This is a genomic window from Pseudomonas sp. ZL2, from assembly GCF_054788455.1.
Genome location: NZ_JBGOGX010000002.1, coordinates 110,522 through 129,573, shown reverse-complemented (window position 1 = coordinate 129,573; position 19,052 = coordinate 110,522). Strand labels below are relative to the sequence as shown.

Here is a 19,052-nt window from a genome sequence, read left to right as displayed (position 1 = left end):
GTGATAAAAGTCAGTTTATTGACTCATTGCGCAAAAGCCTGCCAGGTTGCTCTGTTTACTTTTGACTCGAGGCTGTGAGATGAGTGTTCTGATCCCTTGCATCATCGCTGGCGGCGCCGGCACCCGCCTGTGGCCGGTCTCCCGGGAGACCATGCCCAAGCCGTTCATGCGCCTGCCCGATGGCCAGAGCTTGTTGCAGAAGACCTTCGCCCGCGCCAGCCGGCTGGCCGATGTCGAACGGGTCCTGACCGTGACCAATCGTGAAGTGTTCTTCCGCACCCAGGACGAGTTCCGCCAACTGAACAAAGCCAACCTGGCCCTGGACTACATCCTCGAACCCGTTGGCCGCAACACCGCTGCGGCCATCGCCGCTGCCGCCCTGCACTGCGCCCGGCTGTACGGCGAAGACGCACAGCTGCTGGTGCTGCCGGCCGACCACCTGATAACCGACCTCAGCGCTTTCGACCAGGCGGTCAGCCAGGCCCGGGCGCTGGCTGCCCACGGCTGGCTGACCACCTTCGGCCTGGTACCAACCCGCGCCGAAACCGGTTTTGGTTACATCGAAAAAGGCCAGGCCCTGGACGCCAATGGCTTCAAGGCGGCGCGCTTTGTCGAAAAGCCCGACGCCGAAACCGCACAGCAGTACCTCGACGGTGGTCAGCACCTGTGGAATGCCGGCATGTTCTGCATGCGCGTCGATGCCATCCTCCATGAACTGGAGCAGCACACCCCGCAACTGCTGGCAGCGGTCAATCACTGCCTGGCGCTTAGCCCCTACAAGGAAGGCGCGCGCGAGTGCCAGGTGGAACTGGACCCGGACAGCTTTGCCCAGGTACCGGACATTTCCATCGACTACGCGGTGATGGAGGTCTCGCAACAGGTCGCGGTATTGCCCAGCCAGCTGGGCTGGAGCGATATCGGCAGCTGGGAAGCAGTGCGCGAGCTCAAGGCCGGCGACCCTCAGGGCAACCGCTGCACCGGCGAAACCGTGCTGCACGATGTGCGCAATTGCTACATCGACTCGCCGCGGCGCCTGGTCGGCGCGGTGGGCCTGGACAACCTGATCATCATCGACACCCCCGACGCCCTGCTGATCGCCGACGCTGCGCGTAGCCAGGAGGTCAAGGTGATCGCCCAGCAGCTCAAGCGCCAGGGTCACGATGCTTTTCGCCTGCACCGCACCGTCAACCGCCCCTGGGGCACCTACACGGTGCTCGAGGAAGGCCCGCGGTTCAAGATCAAGCGGATCATGGTCCGCCCCGACGCCTCGCTGTCACTGCAGATGCATCACCACCGCAGCGAGCACTGGATCGTGGTCAGCGGCATGGCCTGCGTGACCAATGGTGAAGAGGAATTTCTGCTCGACACCAACGAATCGACCTTCATCAAACCCGGTCGGGTGCACCGCCTGACCAACCCGGGGGTGATCGATCTGGTCATGATTGAAGTACAAAGTGGCGAATACCTGGGCGAGGACGACATCGTGCGCTTTACTGATATCTATGGACGCGCCCCGGAGCCAGCCGCAAGCTGACTGCCACGACGCGTCCATTTTTATTTGCATGCCGTTACCCGCTTGCTCACAGAGGAAAAGGGGTCATGCGCGTACTCTGGACACTACCCTACCTGCCCTGGCCGACCACCAGCGGCGGTAAAACCCGACAATATCACCTGCTGCGCAACCTGGCGCAGCGCGGTCATCGCATCACCTTGCTGGTGCAATCGAAAATCCCCCCCAGCGAGGCCGCGCGACAGGCGTTGGAGCCCTTGCTCGAACGCCTGATCGTGCTTCCCCGGCGCCCCTTGCACAGCCCGCTGAACCTGCTGGCGGCGATCTACGCCAGCTACCCGATGCGCGCCAGCATCAACGGCCTGGCGCCGCACTTGCGCCACTGCTTCGAGCAATTGCTGGAAGAGCCATGGGACGTCATCCAGATCGAACACAGCTACAGCTTCCAACCCTTCGAAAAAGCCCTGCAGGCGCGCGGGCTGCCGTTCGTGCTCAGTGAACACAACATCGAATCCGTCAACGGCGCCGCCTGTCACGACCGTTTGCCGCTGTGGCTGCGGCCATTCAATGCCTTCGATCGCTGGCGCTACCGGCGCTGGGAGAACCGCGTACTCGGCCAGGCCCACGAAGTAGTGGCGGTCAGCCCCACTGACGCCGAGCATATCGGCCAGGTGACTGGCTCACCGGTTTCGGTGGTGATCAACGGCGTTGACTGCGCGCATTACCAGGACATCCAGCCCTCGCTGCACAGCCAGCGCCTGCTGTTTGTCGGCAACTTCGAGTATGGCGCCAACCTTGAGGCCATTGAATGGGCGCTGGAAGACATTCTTCCGCAAGTCTGGCTGAGCAATCCGGCGGTGCGCCTGGCGGTGGTGGGCCACGCCCTGCCACCTAGCTGGAAGCTGCGGTGGAGCGATCCGCGGATCGAATGGGTAGGGTATCTGCCTGACCTGCGCGAAATTCAGCGTCACTCGGCGATCTTCTTCGCCCCGCTGCGTTATGGCGGCGGCTCGAAGATCAAGGTACTGGAAGCCATGGCCGCCGGGCTGCCGGTGGTGACCACGGCCAAAGGCGTATCAGGCCTGCAGGTGACCCAGGGCGAGCACTACCTGGCCAGCGACGATGGCGACCAGCTGGCCCTGATGATTACCCAGCTGTTGAACCAGCCGTGGCGCCTGCGTCAGATGTCGCAAGCGGCGCGGGAGTTTGTCTGCAGCCGGCACGACTGGAGCGTCGCCGCTGCCCAGCTGGAAAGCGTGCATGCGCGCCCCAGCTTGCGTGCGCCGAGTGGCGCCGCCCTGGTGGGCGGCACCTTGCTCAGCCGCTCAGCCAAGTAGTTCACTCAAGGGAATGAACTGGACGATATCGCCTTTGCCCGGGGTGTGGCCTTCACGCACCTCGACCAGACCCTCGGCCCAGGCGGCACTGCGCAGCACTCCCGAACTCTGGTTCTTGTAGATCAGCGCACTGCCCTGCTCCAGCCGGCCGCGCAGGTACTCGCGACGACTGCCAGCCTTGGGCCAATCGAAACCGGCCGGCACCGGGAACTGCAGCGGCGTGACCTCGGCAACGCCCTGGCGGCGCAGCAGGTAAGGCCGGGTCAGCAGGCCGAAGGTCACCAGGGTCGAGGCCGGATTGCCGGGCAAGCCGATGACCGGCACCCCCTTGTAGTGACCGAAGGTCAGTGGCTTGCCGGGCTTGATCGCCAGCTTCCACAGCGACAGCTCGCCCTCTTCACGCAGGGCGATGCCCAGGTAGTCCGCCTCGCCCACCGAAACGCCGCCAGTGGAAAGAATCAGATCGACTTCCTGCAATCCGGCCAGGCAGTCGCGGGTTTTCTCCAGATCGTCGGCCAGAATGCCGGCATCGATCACTTCGCAACCCAAACGTTGCAGCCAGCTGCCGAGCAGGCGGCGGTTGCTGTTGTAGATCTGCCCGGGACCGAGGGGCAAGCCGGGTTCGACAAGCTCGTCACCGGTGGACAGCACCGCCACCTTCACGCGCCGCACCACGGTCAGTTCGGCGCAACCCAGAGAAGCTGCCAGGCCCAGCTCGATCGGCCCGAGGCGCGTGCCGGCGGCCAATACCGCCTCGCCAACCCGAGTTTCCTGCCCTTGCGGGCGAATGTTCTGGCCGATGCGCAGGGGCTCGGTGAAGCGCACACGCTGATCGTCCAGCACTTCGGCGTTTTCCTGCATTTCTACACAATCGGCTCCCACCGGCAGCGGCGCCCCGGTAAAGATCCGCGCACAGGTGCCCGGCAGCAACGGCTCGGGCGAATGCCCGGCAAATACCCGCTGACTGACCGGCAGCGGCTCGCCGGTCCAGTCAGCCAGGCGCAGGGCGTAGCCGTCCATGGCACTGTTGGGCCAAGGCGGCAGGTCAAGGCTCGACACCAGCTCATGGGCCAGCACGCGGCCTTCAGCGGCGGCCAGGGCGACTTGCTCGGTGTCTTTGATCGGCGCGGCTTCAGCCAGCGCCAGCAATTTGCTCAGGGCTTCTTCGACAGGCATCAAGGGTGTGTGCATGGCCGCCTCAACCACGGCTTTCGCAGGGCGCGGCCTGCTTGAGATGGGTGACGAAGTTGCACGGGCGATGACGGGCATCCAGCTGCTCGGCGAGGATGCCGTCCCAACCGGTGCGCACCGCATTGGTCGAGCCCGGCAGGCAGCACACCAGGGTGCCATTGGCCAAGCCCGCCAGGGCCCGGGATTGCACGGTGGAGGTACCGATATCGGCCAGGGAAATGTGCCGGAACAGCTCACCGAAACCATCGACCTGCTTGTCCAGCAGGCAGGCCACTGCCTCGGGTGTGCTGTCACGCCCGGTGAAGCCGGTACCGCCGGTGATCAGCACCACCTGCACTTGCTCATCGGCGATCCAGGTAGCGACCTGGGCGCGGATCTTGTACAGATCGTCCTTGAGCAGCACCCGCGCCGCCAGGGCGTGGCCGGCCTCGGTCAAGCGGTCGACGAACACCTGGCCGGAGGTGTCGGTTTCCAGGGTGCGGGTATCGCTGACGGTCAATACGGCAATGTTCAGCGGCACGAAAGGTACATCAGCCTTGGCTTTCATGGGACCTAGAATCCATTGATAGAAACGAATGAGCGGTGTTATATCACAGCCCTGCCCGCCCGCGCCCGCCACCGGCCCAGGCATTGTTGCCGGTCAATAATGCTGGATTGCCGCTATGCTGCAATCTGCACGGAACTTGCGCAGGCGCCACGCGTCTCAAGAAACATTACGCACCATCCTTTACTGGAGAAACACAATGATTCAACGGACTCTTCCCGCTTTCCTGCTCGCCCTGGGTCTTGGCACGCTGGCTGGTTGCGCTTCGCCGACCGTCATCACCCTGAACGACGGCCGCGAGATCCAGGCGGTCGATACTCCGCAATACGATGAAGACTCGGGCTTCTACGAATTCGAACAGCTGGACGGCAAGCGCACCCGCATCAACAAGGATCAGGTCCGCACCGTCAAGGACCTGTGACCTGATCGACAAGCCGCTGCCGGGGGCTTGTCGAGGAGAGAGATTTGAGTAATATTTTCTCCATCGGAGTGTAGCGCAGCCAGGTAGCGCGTCTCGTTCGGGACGAGAAGGCCGCAGGTTCGAATCCTGTCTCTCCGACCAGTTTACTCAGCGAAAAGCCCGCCCACGTGCGGGCTTTTTCGTGCCCGGCAGACGAGCTGCAGTGGCCAGCATTGCGCGGCGGCGGCGCTACCAGCAGAATGCGCGCCTTTCGAATATCGAGGTTGATTCACATGCGTAAGACTCTTGCCGCCCTGACCCTGGGCCTGCTGTGCGCACAAGGCGCCATGGCCGGTGATGGCCAGACCGCTGTAGGCGGTGGCCTGGGTGGTGTACTGGGTAACGTGGTCGGGCAGAAGCTTGGCGGCAGCACCGGTGCGGCCATTGGCGCCGGCGTCGGCGGTGCAGCGGGCAGCGCCATGGGCGCGAAGAAAGGCAACAAGACCAAGGCGGCCATTGGTGGTGGCCTGGGTTCGGCCGGTGGTTCGCTGGTGGGTGGCAAGCTGGGTGGCAGCACCGGGTCGGCGATTGGTGCCGGCCTGGGCGGCGCGGCCGGTGGTGCGCTGGGTAATAACCTGGCGGACAGTCATCGCAAGAAGCGGCACTGATCCACAACCGAGCAGCCCCCAATCGCCGGCAAGGCCGACTCCCACAGGTGCAAGCCAAATCCACCGTGGGAGCCGGCCTTGCCGGCGATTCTTTTGGCGGGCCAGAAACAAACAAGCCCCTGAACAGGGGCTTGTTTGTTTCCAGCAAAGCGAAAGCTTACAGCGCAGGCTCAGCCTGTACCGCAGCGGTTTCTTCCGGCAGTACCGGAACGTACAGCAGGTTCAGACGCGAGCTGCTCCACTCGCGGGTCTTGTTGGTCAGCTCAAGGTTGTTGTTGAGCTTCTGGCCATAGGTCGGAACGATTTCCTTCAGCTTGGCCTGCCATTCAGGGGTCTTGATGCGATCCTTGAAGGTCTTTTCCAGCACGGTCAGCATGATCGGCGCAGCGGTCGAAGCACCTGGCGAGGCGCCCAGCAGTGCGGCGATGGTGCCGTCCTGGGCAGCAACGACTTCGGTACCGAACTGCAGGATGCCGCCGTGCTCAGGGTCCTTCTTGATCACCTGGACGCGTTGACCGGCCTGCAGCAGTTTCCAGTCTTCGTTCTTGGCATTCGGGAAGTATTCGCGCAGGGCCGCCATGCGGTCATCGAAGCTCAGCATCAACTGACCCATCAGGTAGGTGCTCAGGTCGATGTTGTCGATACCGGCGTGGGTCATCGGCATGATGTTGTGGGTGGTCAGCGCAGCGAACATGTCCAGCAGCGAGCCGTTCTTCAGGAACTTGGTCGAGAAGGTGGCGAACGGGCCGAACAGCAGCACTTCCTTGCCGTCGATCACGCGGGTGTCCAGGTGCGGAACCGACATCGGCGGCGCACCGACCGAAGCCTTGCCGTACAGCTTGGCCTTGTGGCGGGCAACGATGTCCTGGTTGTCGGTCATCAGGAACTGGCCACCGACCGGGAAGCCGGCGTAGCCGTCAGCTTCAGGGATGCCCGATTTCTGCAGCAGCTTCAGGGCGCCACCACCGGCACCGATGAAGACGAACTTGGCCTTGATGCTGCTCTCGACACCCTTGTTGGCCAGGTCAGCGACGACCACGGTCCAGGTGTTGTCGGCATTGCGGACGATGTCGCGCACTTCGTGCTGGACGTGCAGCTTGACGTTGTCATGCTTGGTCAGCGAGGCGATCAGCTGGCGGGTGATCTCGCCGAAGTTGACGTCGGTGCCGATCGGCATGCGGGTAGCGGCGATCTTCTGGTCGGCAGCGCGGCCTTCCATCACGATCGGTACCCACTTCTTGATCTGCTCGTGGTCTTCGGAGTACTCCATGCCACGGAACAGCGAGCTGTGCTGCAGGGCTTCATGACGCTTCTTGAGGAACTCGACGTTCTTGTCGCCCCAGACAAAGCTCATATGCGGCACGTTGTTGATGAACGACTTCGGGTTGCTCAGCACGTTCTGCTCGACCTGATAGGCCCAGAACTGCTTGGAGATCTCGAACTGCTCGTTGACACCAACGGCCTTGCTGATGTCGATCTTGCCGTCGGCACCTTCGCTGGTGTAGTTCAGCTCGCAGAAGGCAGAGTGACCGGTACCGGCGTTGTTCCAGGCGTTGGAGCTTTCTTCGGCGACCTTGTCCAGGCGCTCGTAGATATCGATCGACCAACCGGGTTCCAGCTCATTGAGGTAGGTACCCAGGCTTGCACTCATGATGCCGCCGCCGATCAGCAGCACGTCTACGGTTTTCTCGGGCTCACTGGGCTTGGAGCAACCGATGACACTCAGGCACAGGAGCGTCAGCAGGATTTTTTTCATAGTTCAATCCAATTGAAGTGAAGTAATTGGCAATGACCGCAGGTCCCGTAGTGCACGCCCGGATTCTTGTTGTTGCTCGCGCAGTCCAAGGCTTAGCGTAGCTGGTGCTCAGGCAATCGGCCTGAACACACGCGCAGTGGATGGCGGCTGGGGTTGTTCGATGGATCGGGAACGGTCGTCACGCCAGACACGGGGCATTGACGCCGGTGTCAGGGTGGGTCGCCTTAAAGCAGGAAGCGGGCCAACTTTTACAAGACCAACGACTAATAGCTAGGACGAGTCGTCGCACCCCAACTTTAACGGTTTAGCTGGCGACAATCCGCCACATTGCCAGCCTCAGGACGCTGGATGTGGCGGATTTCCCCCTTTTTTGCTCAGGCACTCAGGCGCGCGGTCACTTCACCGAGCTGTCCGGACAACCCGTGCAAGTGCTGCCCGGCCTGCTCGGTCTGCTGCACTGCCTGCTGGTTGGTGGTGGCAATGCGGGTGATCTCCACCAGGTTGCGGGATATGTCCTCGGCAACGCTGGTCTGCTCTTCCGCCGCCGTGGCGATCTGCCGGTTCATGTCGCGGATGGCTTCCACCGCCACAGTGATGCGCTGCAGCATCTGCCCGGCCTGCTGCACCTGCTCGGCACCCTCTTCGCTGCGCTGCTGACCACTTTCGATGGCCTTGACCGCTTCCACGGCGCCGGACTGCACGGCGCTGATGATCTGGTTGATTTCGGCAATGGAGGCTGCGGTGCGCTGGGCCAGGCTGCGCACTTCATCGGCGACCACGGCAAAGCCGCGCCCGGCCTCCCCGGCCCGCGCCGCCTCGATGGCGGCATTGAGGGCCAGCAGGTTGGTCTGTTCGGCAATGCCGCGAATCACTTCCAACACCTTGCCAATGCGGCCACTGTCGGCTTCCAGGTGGCGAATCACCGCCGCGGTACTGGCGATTTCCTGGTTGACCCCGGCAATGGTATCGATAGTCGCCTGCATCACCTGCTCACCGGCCTGGGCGCTGTGGTCGGCTTCATCAGCGGCGCGCGCGGCGGCGGCGGCATGGCGGGCGACTTCCTGGGCGGTGGCGGACATCTCGTGCATCGCCGTCGCGACCTGGTCGGTACGCTGGAACTGGTCGTCGGTGCCGCGAGCCATGTTGCCGGCAATGCCGCGCAGGTCGCCACTGGCGCTCTCCAGCTCCCCGGCGTTGCGCTGCAGGCGGCTGAAAGTGTCGGCAAGAAAGTCACGCAGGGTGTTGGCCGCCACCGCCAGCCGCCCCAGCTCATCCTGGCGGTCGCTGGCGACCCGTGCCGCGAAGCGCCCCTGGCTCAACTGGGCCACGTAGTCGATCAAGCCACGGATCGGCTCGATCAGGCTGCGGTTGACCAGCCACAGGCTGAACAGCCCGACCAGCACGGCCGAGCCGAACATCACCAGCAGCCCCAGCCAGACCGTGCGCCCAGCCGACTGGCTGATGGCCTGGGCGCGCGCCTGGGCATCACTGCGCAGCTGCATGACCAGCTCGCTCATCTGCTCACTGGCCGCACGGTCGACGCCCTTTACTGCCTGATCGCCAGCTACCGGATCGCCGCCCGCCGCCAGAAACGCCTGGCGACCGCGTGCATACGCCTCACCCAACTGCCGATGGCTGCCCTTGAGCTGCTCGGCGCGGGCCTTGAGCGGCTGCTCGCTGTGTGCGATCAACTGGTCAAGGATGACTTGCACCTGCTGTTCGCGGGCCAGGAACTGCTGCCAGTACTTGTCCAGCTCGGCGGGCTGCTTGCCGCGCAGCAGCACGTTCTTCCACTCCTGGACCTGGACCTTGAACTGCAGGTTGGCCTCATCGATCAACTGCGACGCCTGCAACGGCCCGTCGATCAACTGGCCATAGCCACGCACGCTGGACGACAACAACTGAAAGCACACCAGGGCAATCAGCAGGATCGCCAACAGGCTACCGCCGAGCAGGGCGAGAATTTGCACTCTGAGGGATTTACGCAACATCGGAAGAGCCCCGGAACAAGGAATAAGGGAGCGACGCCATCGGCGTCGACCAGGCAAAGACGTCCCTGTCCTCGTTCACTGGCCATAGACGGCAGGCCAAAAAAAAGCTGCCATCGATCGATAGCAGCCAGGTTCGAGCATTACGCAACAGCTGGAACAAATAGTCTCAAGGGATTGCTACAGAAATGTGACAACCCGCAGGAAGCTGTCACAAATCCGTCACGGTGTTGAACTGCAATGCCGCCAGCCGTGCGTACAACGGGCTCTCGGCAATCAATTGGCGATGCGTGCCGATGGCCACCAAACGGCCTTGGTCGATCACCGCAATGCGATCAGCGTGCTGCACGGTAGCCAGGCGATGGGCGATCACCAGGGTGGTACGCCCGCTCATCAAGGTCGGCAGCGCCTGCTGGATAAGGTGCTCGCTCTGGGCGTCGAGGGCGCTGGTGGCTTCGTCGAGCAACAGGATCGGCGCATCCACCAGCAAGGCCCGGGCGATCGCCAGGCGCTGGCGCTGACCACCCGACAGGCCCAGGCCGGCATCGCCAAGGTGGGTCTGGTAACCATTGGGCAGTTGCAGGATGAACTCATGGGCATGGGCGCTGCGCGCGGCGGCCTCGACTTGCTCGACCGTGGCATCGGCGCGTCCGTAGCGGATGTTGTCTTCCACCGTGCCGAAGAACAGCGCCGGGTTCTGCGCTACCAGGGCAAAGTGGCGGCGCAGGTCCTGGGGGTCGAGGTGGCTGAGGTCCTGGCCGTCGAGCAGGATGCGCCCTTGCTGCGGGTCATAAAAACGCAGCAACAGATCAAACAGCGTCGACTTGCCCGCCCCCGACGGCCCGACCAGGGCCAGGGTTTCGCCTGGTTCGACCGTCAGGCTCAGGCCATCGATGGCGGGCGGCGTTGGCCGTGACGGATAGGCGAAACGCACGTCCTGCAACTCGACCCGACCACTGACCCGCGGCGCTGTACGCTGCAGATCGTGCACGGGCGCAACAATCTCGCTGCGCGCCGCCAGCAGTTCGGCAATCCGCTCGGCCGCACCGGCCGCCCGCTGCAACTCACCGATCACTTCGCTGAGGGTGCCGAAAGCACCGCCGACGATCAGGCTGTAGAACACGAAGGCCGCCAGCTCACCGCCGGAAATACGCCCGGCGATCACATCCATGCCACCGACCCAGAGCATCACCCCGACAGCGCCAAGCACCAGCACGATCACCAAGGTGATCAGCCAGGCGCGCTGGAGGATGCGCTTGCGCGCCACAGCAAAGGCCGCCTCGACGGTTGTGCCGAAACGCTGCTGGTCACTGGCCTGGTGGTTGTAAGCCTGCACGGTCTTGATCTGGCCCAGGGTTTCGGCCACGTAGCTGCCGACGTCGGCGACCCGGTCCTGGCTTTGCCGCGACAAGCTGCGCACGCGTCGGCCGAAAATCAGGATCGGCGCCAGCACCAGCGGCAAGGCCAGCACCACGATACTGGTGAGCTTGGGGTTGGTGACAAACAGCAGGACGATCCCGCCCAGCACCATCAAGGCATTGCGCAGGAACAGCGACAGCGACGAGCCGATCACCGATTGCAGCAAGGTGGTATCGGCGGTCAGCCGCGACTGGATCTCCGAACTGCGGTTACTCTCGAAAAAGCCCGGGTGCAGGTAGATCAGGTGATCGAACACCTGCTGACGGATGTCGGCCACACAGCGCTCGCCAATCCATGACACCAGGTAGAAGCGGCTGAAAGTGCCGATCGCCAGGGCCAGTACCAACAGCAGGAACAGGCCGATGGATTGATTGAGCAGGTGCGGCGACTGGGTCATGAAACCCTGGTCGACCAGAAGGCGGATGCCCTGGCCCATGGACAAGGTGATCGCCGCAGTGACCACCAGGGCCAGCAAGGCCAGCAGCGCCTGCTTGCGGTAAGGGCGGATGAAATACCAACCCAGGCGCATGGCCTGGCGCTGGCGGGGAGAAAACCGGTTGAGCATGGGGGTACGCCGTTTGTCCGCTGTTTGCAGCAGCCTACACCGGACCGCTCGTCCAGCGCCAAGGAACTCCCGGTAATGGCAGGCGTCGGAACCAGAACCTGGGCATATAAGATCCAGGGCACAGCTGACTAGACCGTTTCGGTCTAAAGTACCACTGGAGGTTTACTCGGCTTTCTGGTGGACTGGACGCGTCGCACAGTGATAACCGAAGGAGCTGTCACAGGCCGGTCACGAGGCGATTCTAGTCTGAGCTTGCAACCTGATGAGGAGACAGGAAATGAGCTTGCAACAAGGCAATACCCAGGAAAAACCCGTGCCTAACCCGCAGGCATCGGTAGGCGGCACGATCATCGACAAGGATGGTAACGAAATTACCATCACCGAAGAGATGATCCAGCATGCCTGCGAGGAGCTGGAAAAAAGCCGGGTAGAACTCGCCAAGAAAGACTGACCCACCCGAATTCTTCAACCCGGCGCACGCGCCGGGTTTTTATTGCCCGCGATTCAGACCAGCACGCCGCCCAGGGCCCGAACCATCTGCACCAGCTGCACTGTTTCACCGTGCAAGCGAACGGCCAGGCCTTCGATCTCGCGGCGCGGCGGATAGTGTTTGCGCAGGCTGTCGAAGGCGGCTTTCTGCAGCGCCGGGTCGCGGCTCAAGCTACGGCGAAAATCGGCATCGTCACGGCGCGGGTCATACACCGCGCGGCACAGGGTGGCCAGGGCCCAGGCCGGATCGGTCTCGGCCTGCAGGGTGATTTCGGCCAGCCACGGCTGAGGCAACAGATCGGCCAGGCGTACCTGCTCAGGCTCGCCACGCCAGGCACAGAAGGCCTGGTAGATCTGCGCCGTACCGCGCTGCTTGCCGTCCAGGCTGTAGCCGGCAATATGTGGGGTGGCGATCACGCAGAGGTCGGCCAGGGCCAGGTCGACCTGGGGCTCACCTTCCCAGACATCAAGCACCGCCTGGATATCATCGCGCTCGCGCAGTAGCTGGCGCAGGGCCTGGTTGTCGACCACCGGGCCACGGCTGGCATTGATCAACCAGGCGCCGGGGCGCAGGCGGGCCAGTTGCTCCTGGCCAAGCAGGTGCCAGGTCGGCAGCTCGCCGCTGCGGGTCAGCGGGGTGTGCAGGCTGATCACATCGCACTGCTCAAGGATCTGCTCCAGGCTCACATAATCGCCGCCTTCGCGCGCCTGACGCGGCGGATCACAGACCAGCACCTGCCAGCCCAGACCACGCAGCACCTCGACCAGGCGCCCTCCTACCTCACCGGCGCCCACCACCCCATAGGTGCGTGCAGGCAAGCTGGCGCCGTCGAGCTCGGCCAGGGTCAGCAGGCTGCCCAGCACATAATCCACCACGCCGCGGGCATTGCAGCCTGGCGCGCTGGACCAGTGAATACCCGCCTCGGCGAAATAATCCAGGGCCAGGTGATCGGTGCCGATGGTGCAGGTGCCGACAAACTTCACCTGGCTGCCGTCGAGCAGAGCGCGGTCGACCTTGGTTACCGAACGCACCAGCAGCACGTCGGCATCCTTGACGCAGGCGGCATCGATCGCACGCCCGGGGTAGCGGCGGATCTCGCCGAAGCCGGCAAAGAAGGCATCGAGCAGCGGGATATTCTCGTCAGCAACAATCAGCATGGCGCTCTCCTATCGGGGTGCGCAGTGTAGGCCGATACGGGTGGGCTGATCCACAGGCAGGCGAGGTTCCTGACTACTGCGTCAAGGCGTAGACTAGCCGGCTTTGCCCATCTTTTATGTGGACACCTGCCTTGTGACACCGATGACCGCCGATACCCAAACCCCCTCCCTGTCGCGCCCGGCGCGGATCCGCACCGAGCTGCGCGACCTGCTGATGCTGGCGACGCCGATCATCATCGCCCAGCTCGCGACTACCGCCATGGGCTTTGTCGATGCGGTAATGGCCGGCCGGGTCAGCGCGCGTGACCTGGCAGCAGTGGCCCTGGGCAACTCGATCTGGATCCCGGTGTACCTGCTGATGACCGGCACCCTGCTGGCAACCACGCCCAAGGTCGCCCAGCGCTATGGCGCCGGCCAGCACGCCGAGATCGGCCCGCTGGTGCGCCAGGCCCTGTGGCTGGCCTTGAGCGTCGGCCTGATCGCCAGCGGCCTGCTGCTCAGCGCCGAGCCGATCCTGCAGGTGATGAAAGTCGACCCGCAGCTGGTGGCGCCGAGCATGGGCTATTTGCAGGGCATTGCCTTCGGCTTCCCGGGCGTCGCCCTTTATTACGTGTTGCGCTGCTACAGCGATGCCCTGGGGCGCACTCGGCCAAGCATGGTCATCGGCCTGTCCGGCCTGCTGCTGAACATTCCGCTGAACTATGTGCTGATTTACGGCCACTTCGGCCTGCCGGCCCTGGGCGGCGTCGGTTGCGGCTGGGCCAGCGGCATCGTCATGTGGTTCATGGCCCTGAGCATGGCCGCCTGGACCCGCTGGGCCCCGGCCTATGCCATGAGCCGGGTGCTGGTGCGTGTCGACAAGCCGCAATGGCCGGTGATCAAGCGCCTGGTCGGGGTCGGCCTGCCGATCGGCATCGCGGTGTTCGCCGAGTCGAGCATCTTCGCGGTGATAGCCCTGCTGATCGGCAGCCTCGGCCCTACCGTGGTTGCCGGGCACCAGATTGCCCTGAACATCAGCTCGCTGCTGTTCATGATTCCGTATTCGCTGGGGATGGCGGTGACCGTGCGGGTTGGCCAGGCCGTGGGCGCCGGGCTGCCCCGCCAGGCGCGCTTCGCCGCCCTCGTTGGCCTGGGCGCGGCGCTGGTGTTTGCCTGCTTCTCGGCCAGCTTGATCCTGCTGATGCGCGAGCCGATCGCCTCGATCTACACCCCGGATACGGCAGTGATCCAGATTGCCGCGATGCTGATCGTGTATGCCGCGCTGTATCAGTTCTCCGACGCCATCCAGGTGATCGCTGCCGGCGCCCTGCGCGGCTACCAGGACACCCGGGTAACCATGATCCTGACCCTGTTCGCCTACTGGGGGATCGGCTTGCCGGTGGGTTATGTGCTGGGCCTGACCGACCTGTTCGGCCCGGCCAGCGGCCCTAACGGCTTGTGGGAAGGCCTGATTGCCGGCCTGACCTGCGCGGCGCTGATGCTGGCGATCCGCCTGGCGCGTAGCAGCGCCAAACACATTCGCCGGGCCGAAAAGCGCTAGTCGAGCTTCTTGCGGATCCAGTACAGGTAAGTGCCCGCCTCTTCCTGCTGCTGGACCAGCTGGTGGTCGAGGAACACGCAGAACTTGGGGATATCGCGACGGGTCGAGGGATCGGTGGCGATCACCTTGAGCAAGCCGCCGGGGGCCAGGTCGCGAATGTGCTGGTGCAGCATCATCACCGGCTCCGGGCAGTTCAGGCCGGTGGCGTCGAGGGTGGCGTCGGGGGTGAGGTCAGTCATGTAGAACTCCGGAAACAATCAGCTATTGTCGCTCATGCACGCGGCAGGGTCATCTTCGCTGGCCTGATCGCCGGCAACGCCGGCTCCCACAGGTTTTGCAGCCACCCTTGCCCCTGTGGGAGCTGGCTTTGCCAGCGATGGCCTCAGCGCGGTTTCAGATCCAGGCGACGCAGGTGGCAGGTCACCTCTTCGCGGTCGTGATACAGCTGCTTGCAGCCAATCGACACCTTGACCTTGCGCGCCTTGAAGCCTTCCTCGATGCGTTCGAGCAAGCGCCGCACTTCAGCGTAACGCTGCTTCATCGGCAGCTTGAGGTTGACCACCGCCTCCCGGCACAAGCCCTCGCCCAACCAGGTTTCCAGCAAGGCGGCACTGCGCGCCGGCTTCTCGACGATGTCGCAAACCATCCAGTCCACGATCTGCTTGGGCTTGTAGGTAAACCCGTCGGCCATCAGGTGCTGGACCAGGCCGGTGTCCATCAGGCTTTCGGCCATCGGCCCGTTGTCGATGGCCGTTACCAGCATGCCGCGCTTGACCAGTTGATAGGTCCAGCCACCTGGCGCCGCGCCGAGGTCAACCCCGGTCATGTCATCGGACAGCCGCGCATCCCACTGGTCACGGGGGATGAAATGGTGCCAGGCCTCTTCCAGCTTCAGGGTCGAACGGCTCGGTGCCTCGCGGGGGAACTTCAGGCGCGGGATGCCCATCGGCCACATCGCCGAGTTGTCCGCCGCCGCCAGGCCGACAAACACCCGTCGGCCGCTGACGAAAGTCAGCAGCAAACGTGGTTTGTGCGCATCCTCGACCAGTCGCCCGGCCTTGCTCAAGGCTTTACGCAGCGGCACTTCGAACTTGCGGCAGAAGGTCGAAAGCTCCTTGCCGTCGTTGGTGTCCATCACCTCCAGCCACAGGCTGCCGCACTGCGGATAATCGGCCAGGGCCTCGAGCAGGACACTGATGCGGTCGGTTTCCGGCAGTTCGATGAAAGTACCGCGGGCCCATTGCCGGGGGAAAATCAGCTGGGCAAAACGCAGCTCGCGCATCAGTTGCTCGGCGCCTTCGGCGTCGTTGCAAATGAATTCGGCGCAGGCGCTCTGCGGCTTGGCCTTGGCGTAGCCGGCGACGTTCAGGCGTGCGGCGTGCTCGGCGATTTCGGCACAGACTTCACTTTCGAAACCGGGCCGGCAATGCATAAACAGGGTATTCATCTTCACTCCAGGACGGCTGGCGCCCAATCACGCCAACCCTGACCGGGCGCAATACGCAGCGCCGGTAAATCGGCGAATGATAAAGGAAGTTCGGAACCTGCGACACGTCCCGCCGGTCCAGTACATGGTCAGGTCCGCCAAACAGGGCTAACCTGACCGTTCAGCCAGGTCCGTGCCGTGCGGACTGTCACAGAGGCGGTGAACCGGCGACAGCAGGGAAGATTGCCGTTCACCGGCGCAGAAGGAGTTGGTAATGCCCTCGCTCGATAGCCTGAAAACCCTCAAGACCCTGACGGTCGATGATCGTCTCTACCACTATTACAGCCTACCCGACGCCGCCCTCAGCCTCGGCGACCTGCAGCGCCTGCCGATGTCGCTGAAAGTGCTGCTGGAAAACCTGCTGCGCTGGGAAGATGGCAAGACCGTCACCAGCGGCGACCTCTCGGCGCTGGCCAACTGGCTCAAAGAGCGGCGTTCCGACCGCGAGATCCAGTACCGCCCGGCACGGGTACTGATGCAGGACTTCACCGGCGTTCCGGCCGTCGTCGACCTGGCCGCCATGCGCGCGGCCATGGCCAAGGCCGGCGGCGACCCGCAGCGGATCAACCCGTTATCGCCGGTTGACCTGGTCATCGACCACTCGGTGATGGTCGACCGCTACGCCAGCCAACAGGCCTTTGCCCAGAACGTCGACATCGAAATGCAGCGCAACGGCGAACGCTATGCCTTCCTGCGCTGGGGCCAGAACGCCTTCGACAACTTCAGCGTGGTGCCGCCGGGCACTGGCATCTGCCACCAGGTCAACCTTGAGTACCTGGGCCGCACCGTCTGGACCCGTGAAGAAGACGGGCGCACCTACGCCTTCCCCGACACCCTGGTCGGCACCGACTCGCACACCACCATGATCAACGGCCTGGGCGTGCTGGGCTGGGGCGTGGGCGGCATCGAGGCCGAGGCGGCCATGCTCGGCCAACCGGTGTCGATGCTGATCCCTGAAGTGATCGGCTTCAAGCTGACCGGCAAGCTGCGTGAAGGCATCACCGCCACCGACCTGGTGCTGACCGTGACGCAGATGCTGCGCAAAAAAGGCGTGGTCGGCAAATTCGTCGAATTCTACGGCGACGGTCTGGCCGACCTGCCACTGGCGGACCGCGCCACCATCGCCAACATGGCACCGGAATACGGCGCCACCTGCGGCTTCTTCCCGGTCGACCAGATTACCCTCGATTACCTGCGCCTGTCCGGCCGCCCGGAAGCGACAGTTAAACTGGTCGAGGCCTACTGCAAGGCCCAGGGCCTGTGGCGCCTGCCCGGCCAGGAGCCGGTGTTTACCGACACCCTGGCGCTGGACATGAACGAAGTCGAAGCGAGCCTCGCCGGACCAAAGCGCCCGCAAGACCGGGTAGCCCTGTCTAATGTCAGCCAGGCCTTCGATGACTTCATCGGCCTGCAACTCAAGCCGTCGAGCAAGGAAGAAGGCCGCCTGGAAAGCGAAGGCGGTGGCGGCGTGGCAGTGGGCAATGCCGACCAGGCCGGCGAAGTCAGCTACGAATATCAGGGCCAGCAACACCTGCTCAGAAACGGCGCTGTCGTGATCGCCGCCATCACCTCCTGCACCAATACCTCCAACCCCAGCGTGATGATGGCTGCCGGGCTGGTGGCAAAAAAAGCGGTGGAAAAAGGCCTGCAGCGCAAACCCTGGGTCAAGAGCTCCCTGGCCCCCGGCTCCAAGGTGGTGACCGACTACTACAAGGCTGCCGGCCTGACCCAGTATCTGGATGCCCTGGGCTTCGACCTGGTCGGCTACGGCTGCACCACTTGTATCGGCAACTCCGGCCCGCTGGACGAAGCCATCGAAAAAGCCATCACCAGCGCCGACCTCACCGTCGCCTCGGTACTGTCGGGCAACCGCAACTTCGAGGGCCGCGTGCACCCGCTGGTGAAAACCAACTGGCTGGCCTCACCGCCGCTGGTGGTCGCCTATGCCCTGGCCGGCAGCGTGCGCATCGATATCAGCCGCGAACCGCTGGGTATCGGCAAAGATGGCCAGCCGGTGTACCTGCGCGACATCTGGCCAAGCCAGCGGGAAATCGCCGACGCCGTGGCCAGCGTCGATACCGCGATGTTCCACAAGGAGTATGCCGAGGTGTTCGCCGGCGACGCCCAGTGGCAAGCCATCGAGGTACCGCAGGCGGCCACTTATGTATGGCAGGACGATTCCACCTACATCCAGCATCCGCCATTTTTCGACGACATTACCGGGCCGCTGCCGGTGATCGAGGATGTCCACGGCGCCCGGGTGCTGGCGCTGCTGGGCGATTCGGTGACCACCGACCACATCTCCCCGGCCGGCAACATCAAGGCCGACAGCCCGGCCGGACGTTACCTGCGTGAAAAAGGCGTGGAACCCCGCGACTTCAACTCCTATGGCTCACGCCGCGGCAACCATGAAGTAATGATGCGCGGCACCTTCGCCAATATCCGCATCCGCAACGAAATGCTCGGCGGTGAAGAAGGCGGGAACACCCTGTATGTGCCCACGGGCGAGAAGCTGGCGATCTACGACGCGGCCATGCGCTACCAGGCCGACGGCACGCCACTGGTGGTGATTGCCGGCCAGGAGTACGGCACCGGTTCCAGCCGCGACTGGGCCGCCAAGGGCACCAACCTGCTGGGGGTCAAGGCGGTACTGGCCGAGAGCTTCGAACGTATCCACCGCTCCAACCTGGTTGGCATGGGCGTGCTGCCGCTGCAGTTCAAGCCCGGGCAGAACCGCAAGAGCCTGGCCCTGGACGGCCGCGAGCGTATCGATATCCTCGGCCTGAGCCATGCCCAGGTGCAGCCGCACATGACCCTGAACCTGAAAATCACCCGCGAGGATGGTCGCCAGGAACAGATCGAGGTCCTGTGCCGGATCGACACGCTCAATGAAGTGGAGTACTTCAAGGCGGGGGGCATCCTCCACTATGTGCTGCGGCAATTGATCGCAGCCTGAAGTGACGGCCCGGTCCCTGGTGACCGGGCCTTTGCCTTATGCAGC

The 19,052-nt window shown here is 63.8% G+C and carries 15 protein-coding genes, 1 tRNA gene and 1 pseudogene; 8 read left to right on the top strand and 9 right to left on the bottom strand.

Features of this window, described 5'->3' with window-relative positions; genetic code table 11:
* Positions 1-79 precede the first annotated feature (79 nt).
* Together ABM562_RS01950 and ABM562_RS01945 are read left to right on the top strand one after the other, a co-directional pair.
* A complete protein-coding gene (locus ABM562_RS01950) occupies positions 80-1,534 on the top strand; it encodes a mannose-1-phosphate guanylyltransferase/mannose-6-phosphate isomerase (protein ID WP_134061903.1) in 1,455 nt (484 codons plus the stop codon).
* A gap of 65 nt (positions 1,535-1,599) precedes the next feature.
* Entirely contained in the window at positions 1,600-2,847 is a 1,248-nt protein-coding gene (locus ABM562_RS01945) for a glycosyltransferase family 4 protein (protein ID WP_115086065.1), read from the top strand.
* Here the strand turns inward: ABM562_RS01945 and ABM562_RS01940 are convergent.
* A complete protein-coding gene (locus ABM562_RS01940; RefSeq protein ID WP_115086064.1) occupies positions 2,836-4,038 on the bottom strand; it encodes a molybdopterin molybdotransferase MoeA in 1,203 nt (400 codons plus the stop codon). The two genes, ABM562_RS01945 and ABM562_RS01940, sit on opposite strands and share 12 nt — an antisense overlap.
* A gap of 7 nt (positions 4,039-4,045) precedes the next feature.
* Entirely contained in the window at positions 4,046-4,585 is a 540-nt protein-coding gene (gene moaB / locus ABM562_RS01935; protein WP_036996416.1) for a molybdenum cofactor biosynthesis protein B, read from the bottom strand.
* Positions 4,586-4,781: 196 nt separating this feature from the next.
* Between moaB and ABM562_RS01930 the strand changes: the two genes are divergently transcribed.
* The 3 genes from ABM562_RS01930 (at position 4,782) to ABM562_RS01920 (ending at position 5,650) form a co-directional block, all read left to right on the top strand.
* Positions 4,782-5,003, top strand: a complete 222-nt coding sequence (locus tag ABM562_RS01930) for a YgdI/YgdR family lipoprotein (protein WP_010223359.1) — start codon at positions 4,782-4,784, stop codon at positions 5,001-5,003.
* 64 nt (positions 5,004-5,067) lie between these two features.
* A tRNA-Pro gene (locus tag ABM562_RS01925) sits at positions 5,068-5,144 on the top strand.
* 131 nt (positions 5,145-5,275) lie between these two features.
* Positions 5,276-5,650, top strand: a complete 375-nt coding sequence (locus ABM562_RS01920; protein WP_038994310.1) for a bacteriocin — start codon at positions 5,276-5,278, stop codon at positions 5,648-5,650.
* A 157-nt stretch (positions 5,651-5,807) separates the two neighbouring features.
* On the opposite strand, the gene mqo is transcribed toward ABM562_RS01920, so the two are convergent.
* The 4 genes and pseudogenes from mqo to ABM562_RS01900 all read right to left on the bottom strand — a co-directional run bounded on the left by mqo (position 5,808) and on the right by ABM562_RS01900 (position 11,378).
* A complete protein-coding gene (gene mqo, locus ABM562_RS01915) occupies positions 5,808-7,406 on the bottom strand; it encodes a malate dehydrogenase (quinone) (RefSeq protein WP_134061901.1) in 1,599 nt (532 codons plus the stop codon).
* 374 nt (positions 7,407-7,780) lie between these two features.
* A complete protein-coding gene (locus ABM562_RS01910) occupies positions 7,781-8,485 on the bottom strand; it encodes a methyl-accepting chemotaxis protein (protein ID WP_460420896.1) in 705 nt (234 codons plus the stop codon).
* 228 nt (positions 8,486-8,713) lie between these two features.
* A pseudogene (locus ABM562_RS01905) lies at positions 8,714-8,824 on the bottom strand (hypothetical protein); the annotation flags it as partial.
* Between the two features lie 781 nt (positions 8,825-9,605).
* Positions 9,606-11,378, bottom strand: coding sequence for an ABC transporter transmembrane domain-containing protein (locus ABM562_RS01900; protein WP_460420626.1), 1,773 nt, complete (start codon positions 11,376-11,378; stop codon positions 9,606-9,608).
* A 277-nt stretch (positions 11,379-11,655) separates the two neighbouring features.
* Between ABM562_RS01900 and ABM562_RS01895 the strand changes: the two genes are divergently transcribed.
* Positions 11,656-11,829 carry a PA1571 family protein gene (locus tag ABM562_RS01895; RefSeq protein ID WP_166675663.1) on the top strand — a complete coding sequence of 58 codons (174 nt, stop codon included), beginning with the start codon at positions 11,656-11,658 and terminating at the stop codon, positions 11,827-11,829.
* 53 nt (positions 11,830-11,882) lie between these two features.
* On the opposite strand, the gene pdxB is transcribed toward ABM562_RS01895, so the two are convergent.
* Complete coding sequence (gene pdxB, locus ABM562_RS01890) at positions 11,883-13,025, bottom strand: 4-phosphoerythronate dehydrogenase PdxB (protein ID WP_460420624.1); 1,143 nt, start codon at positions 13,023-13,025, stop codon at positions 11,883-11,885.
* A 142-nt stretch (positions 13,026-13,167) separates the two neighbouring features.
* Here pdxB and ABM562_RS01885 point away from each other — a divergent pair, with 142 nt between their 5' ends.
* Positions 13,168-14,565: an MATE family efflux transporter gene (locus tag ABM562_RS01885; protein ID WP_115086059.1), complete on the top strand. Its 1,398-nt coding sequence runs from the start codon at positions 13,168-13,170 to the stop codon at positions 14,563-14,565.
* On the opposite strand, the gene tusA is transcribed toward ABM562_RS01885, so the two are convergent.
* A complete protein-coding gene (tusA, locus tag ABM562_RS01880; protein ID WP_038994304.1) occupies positions 14,562-14,804 on the bottom strand; it encodes a sulfurtransferase TusA in 243 nt (80 codons plus the stop codon). The genes ABM562_RS01885 and tusA overlap by 4 nt on opposite strands.
* A 143-nt stretch (positions 14,805-14,947) precedes the next feature.
* A complete protein-coding gene (gene rlmM, locus ABM562_RS01875; RefSeq protein WP_115086058.1) occupies positions 14,948-16,012 on the bottom strand; it encodes a 23S rRNA (cytidine(2498)-2'-O)-methyltransferase RlmM in 1,065 nt (354 codons plus the stop codon).
* 253 nt (positions 16,013-16,265) lie between these two features.
* Here rlmM and acnA point away from each other — a divergent pair, with 253 nt between their 5' ends.
* Positions 16,266-19,007, top strand: coding sequence for an aconitate hydratase AcnA (gene acnA, locus ABM562_RS01870; protein ID WP_134061893.1), 2,742 nt, complete (start codon positions 16,266-16,268; stop codon positions 19,005-19,007).
* The last annotated feature ends 45 nt before the right edge of the window (positions 19,008-19,052 follow it).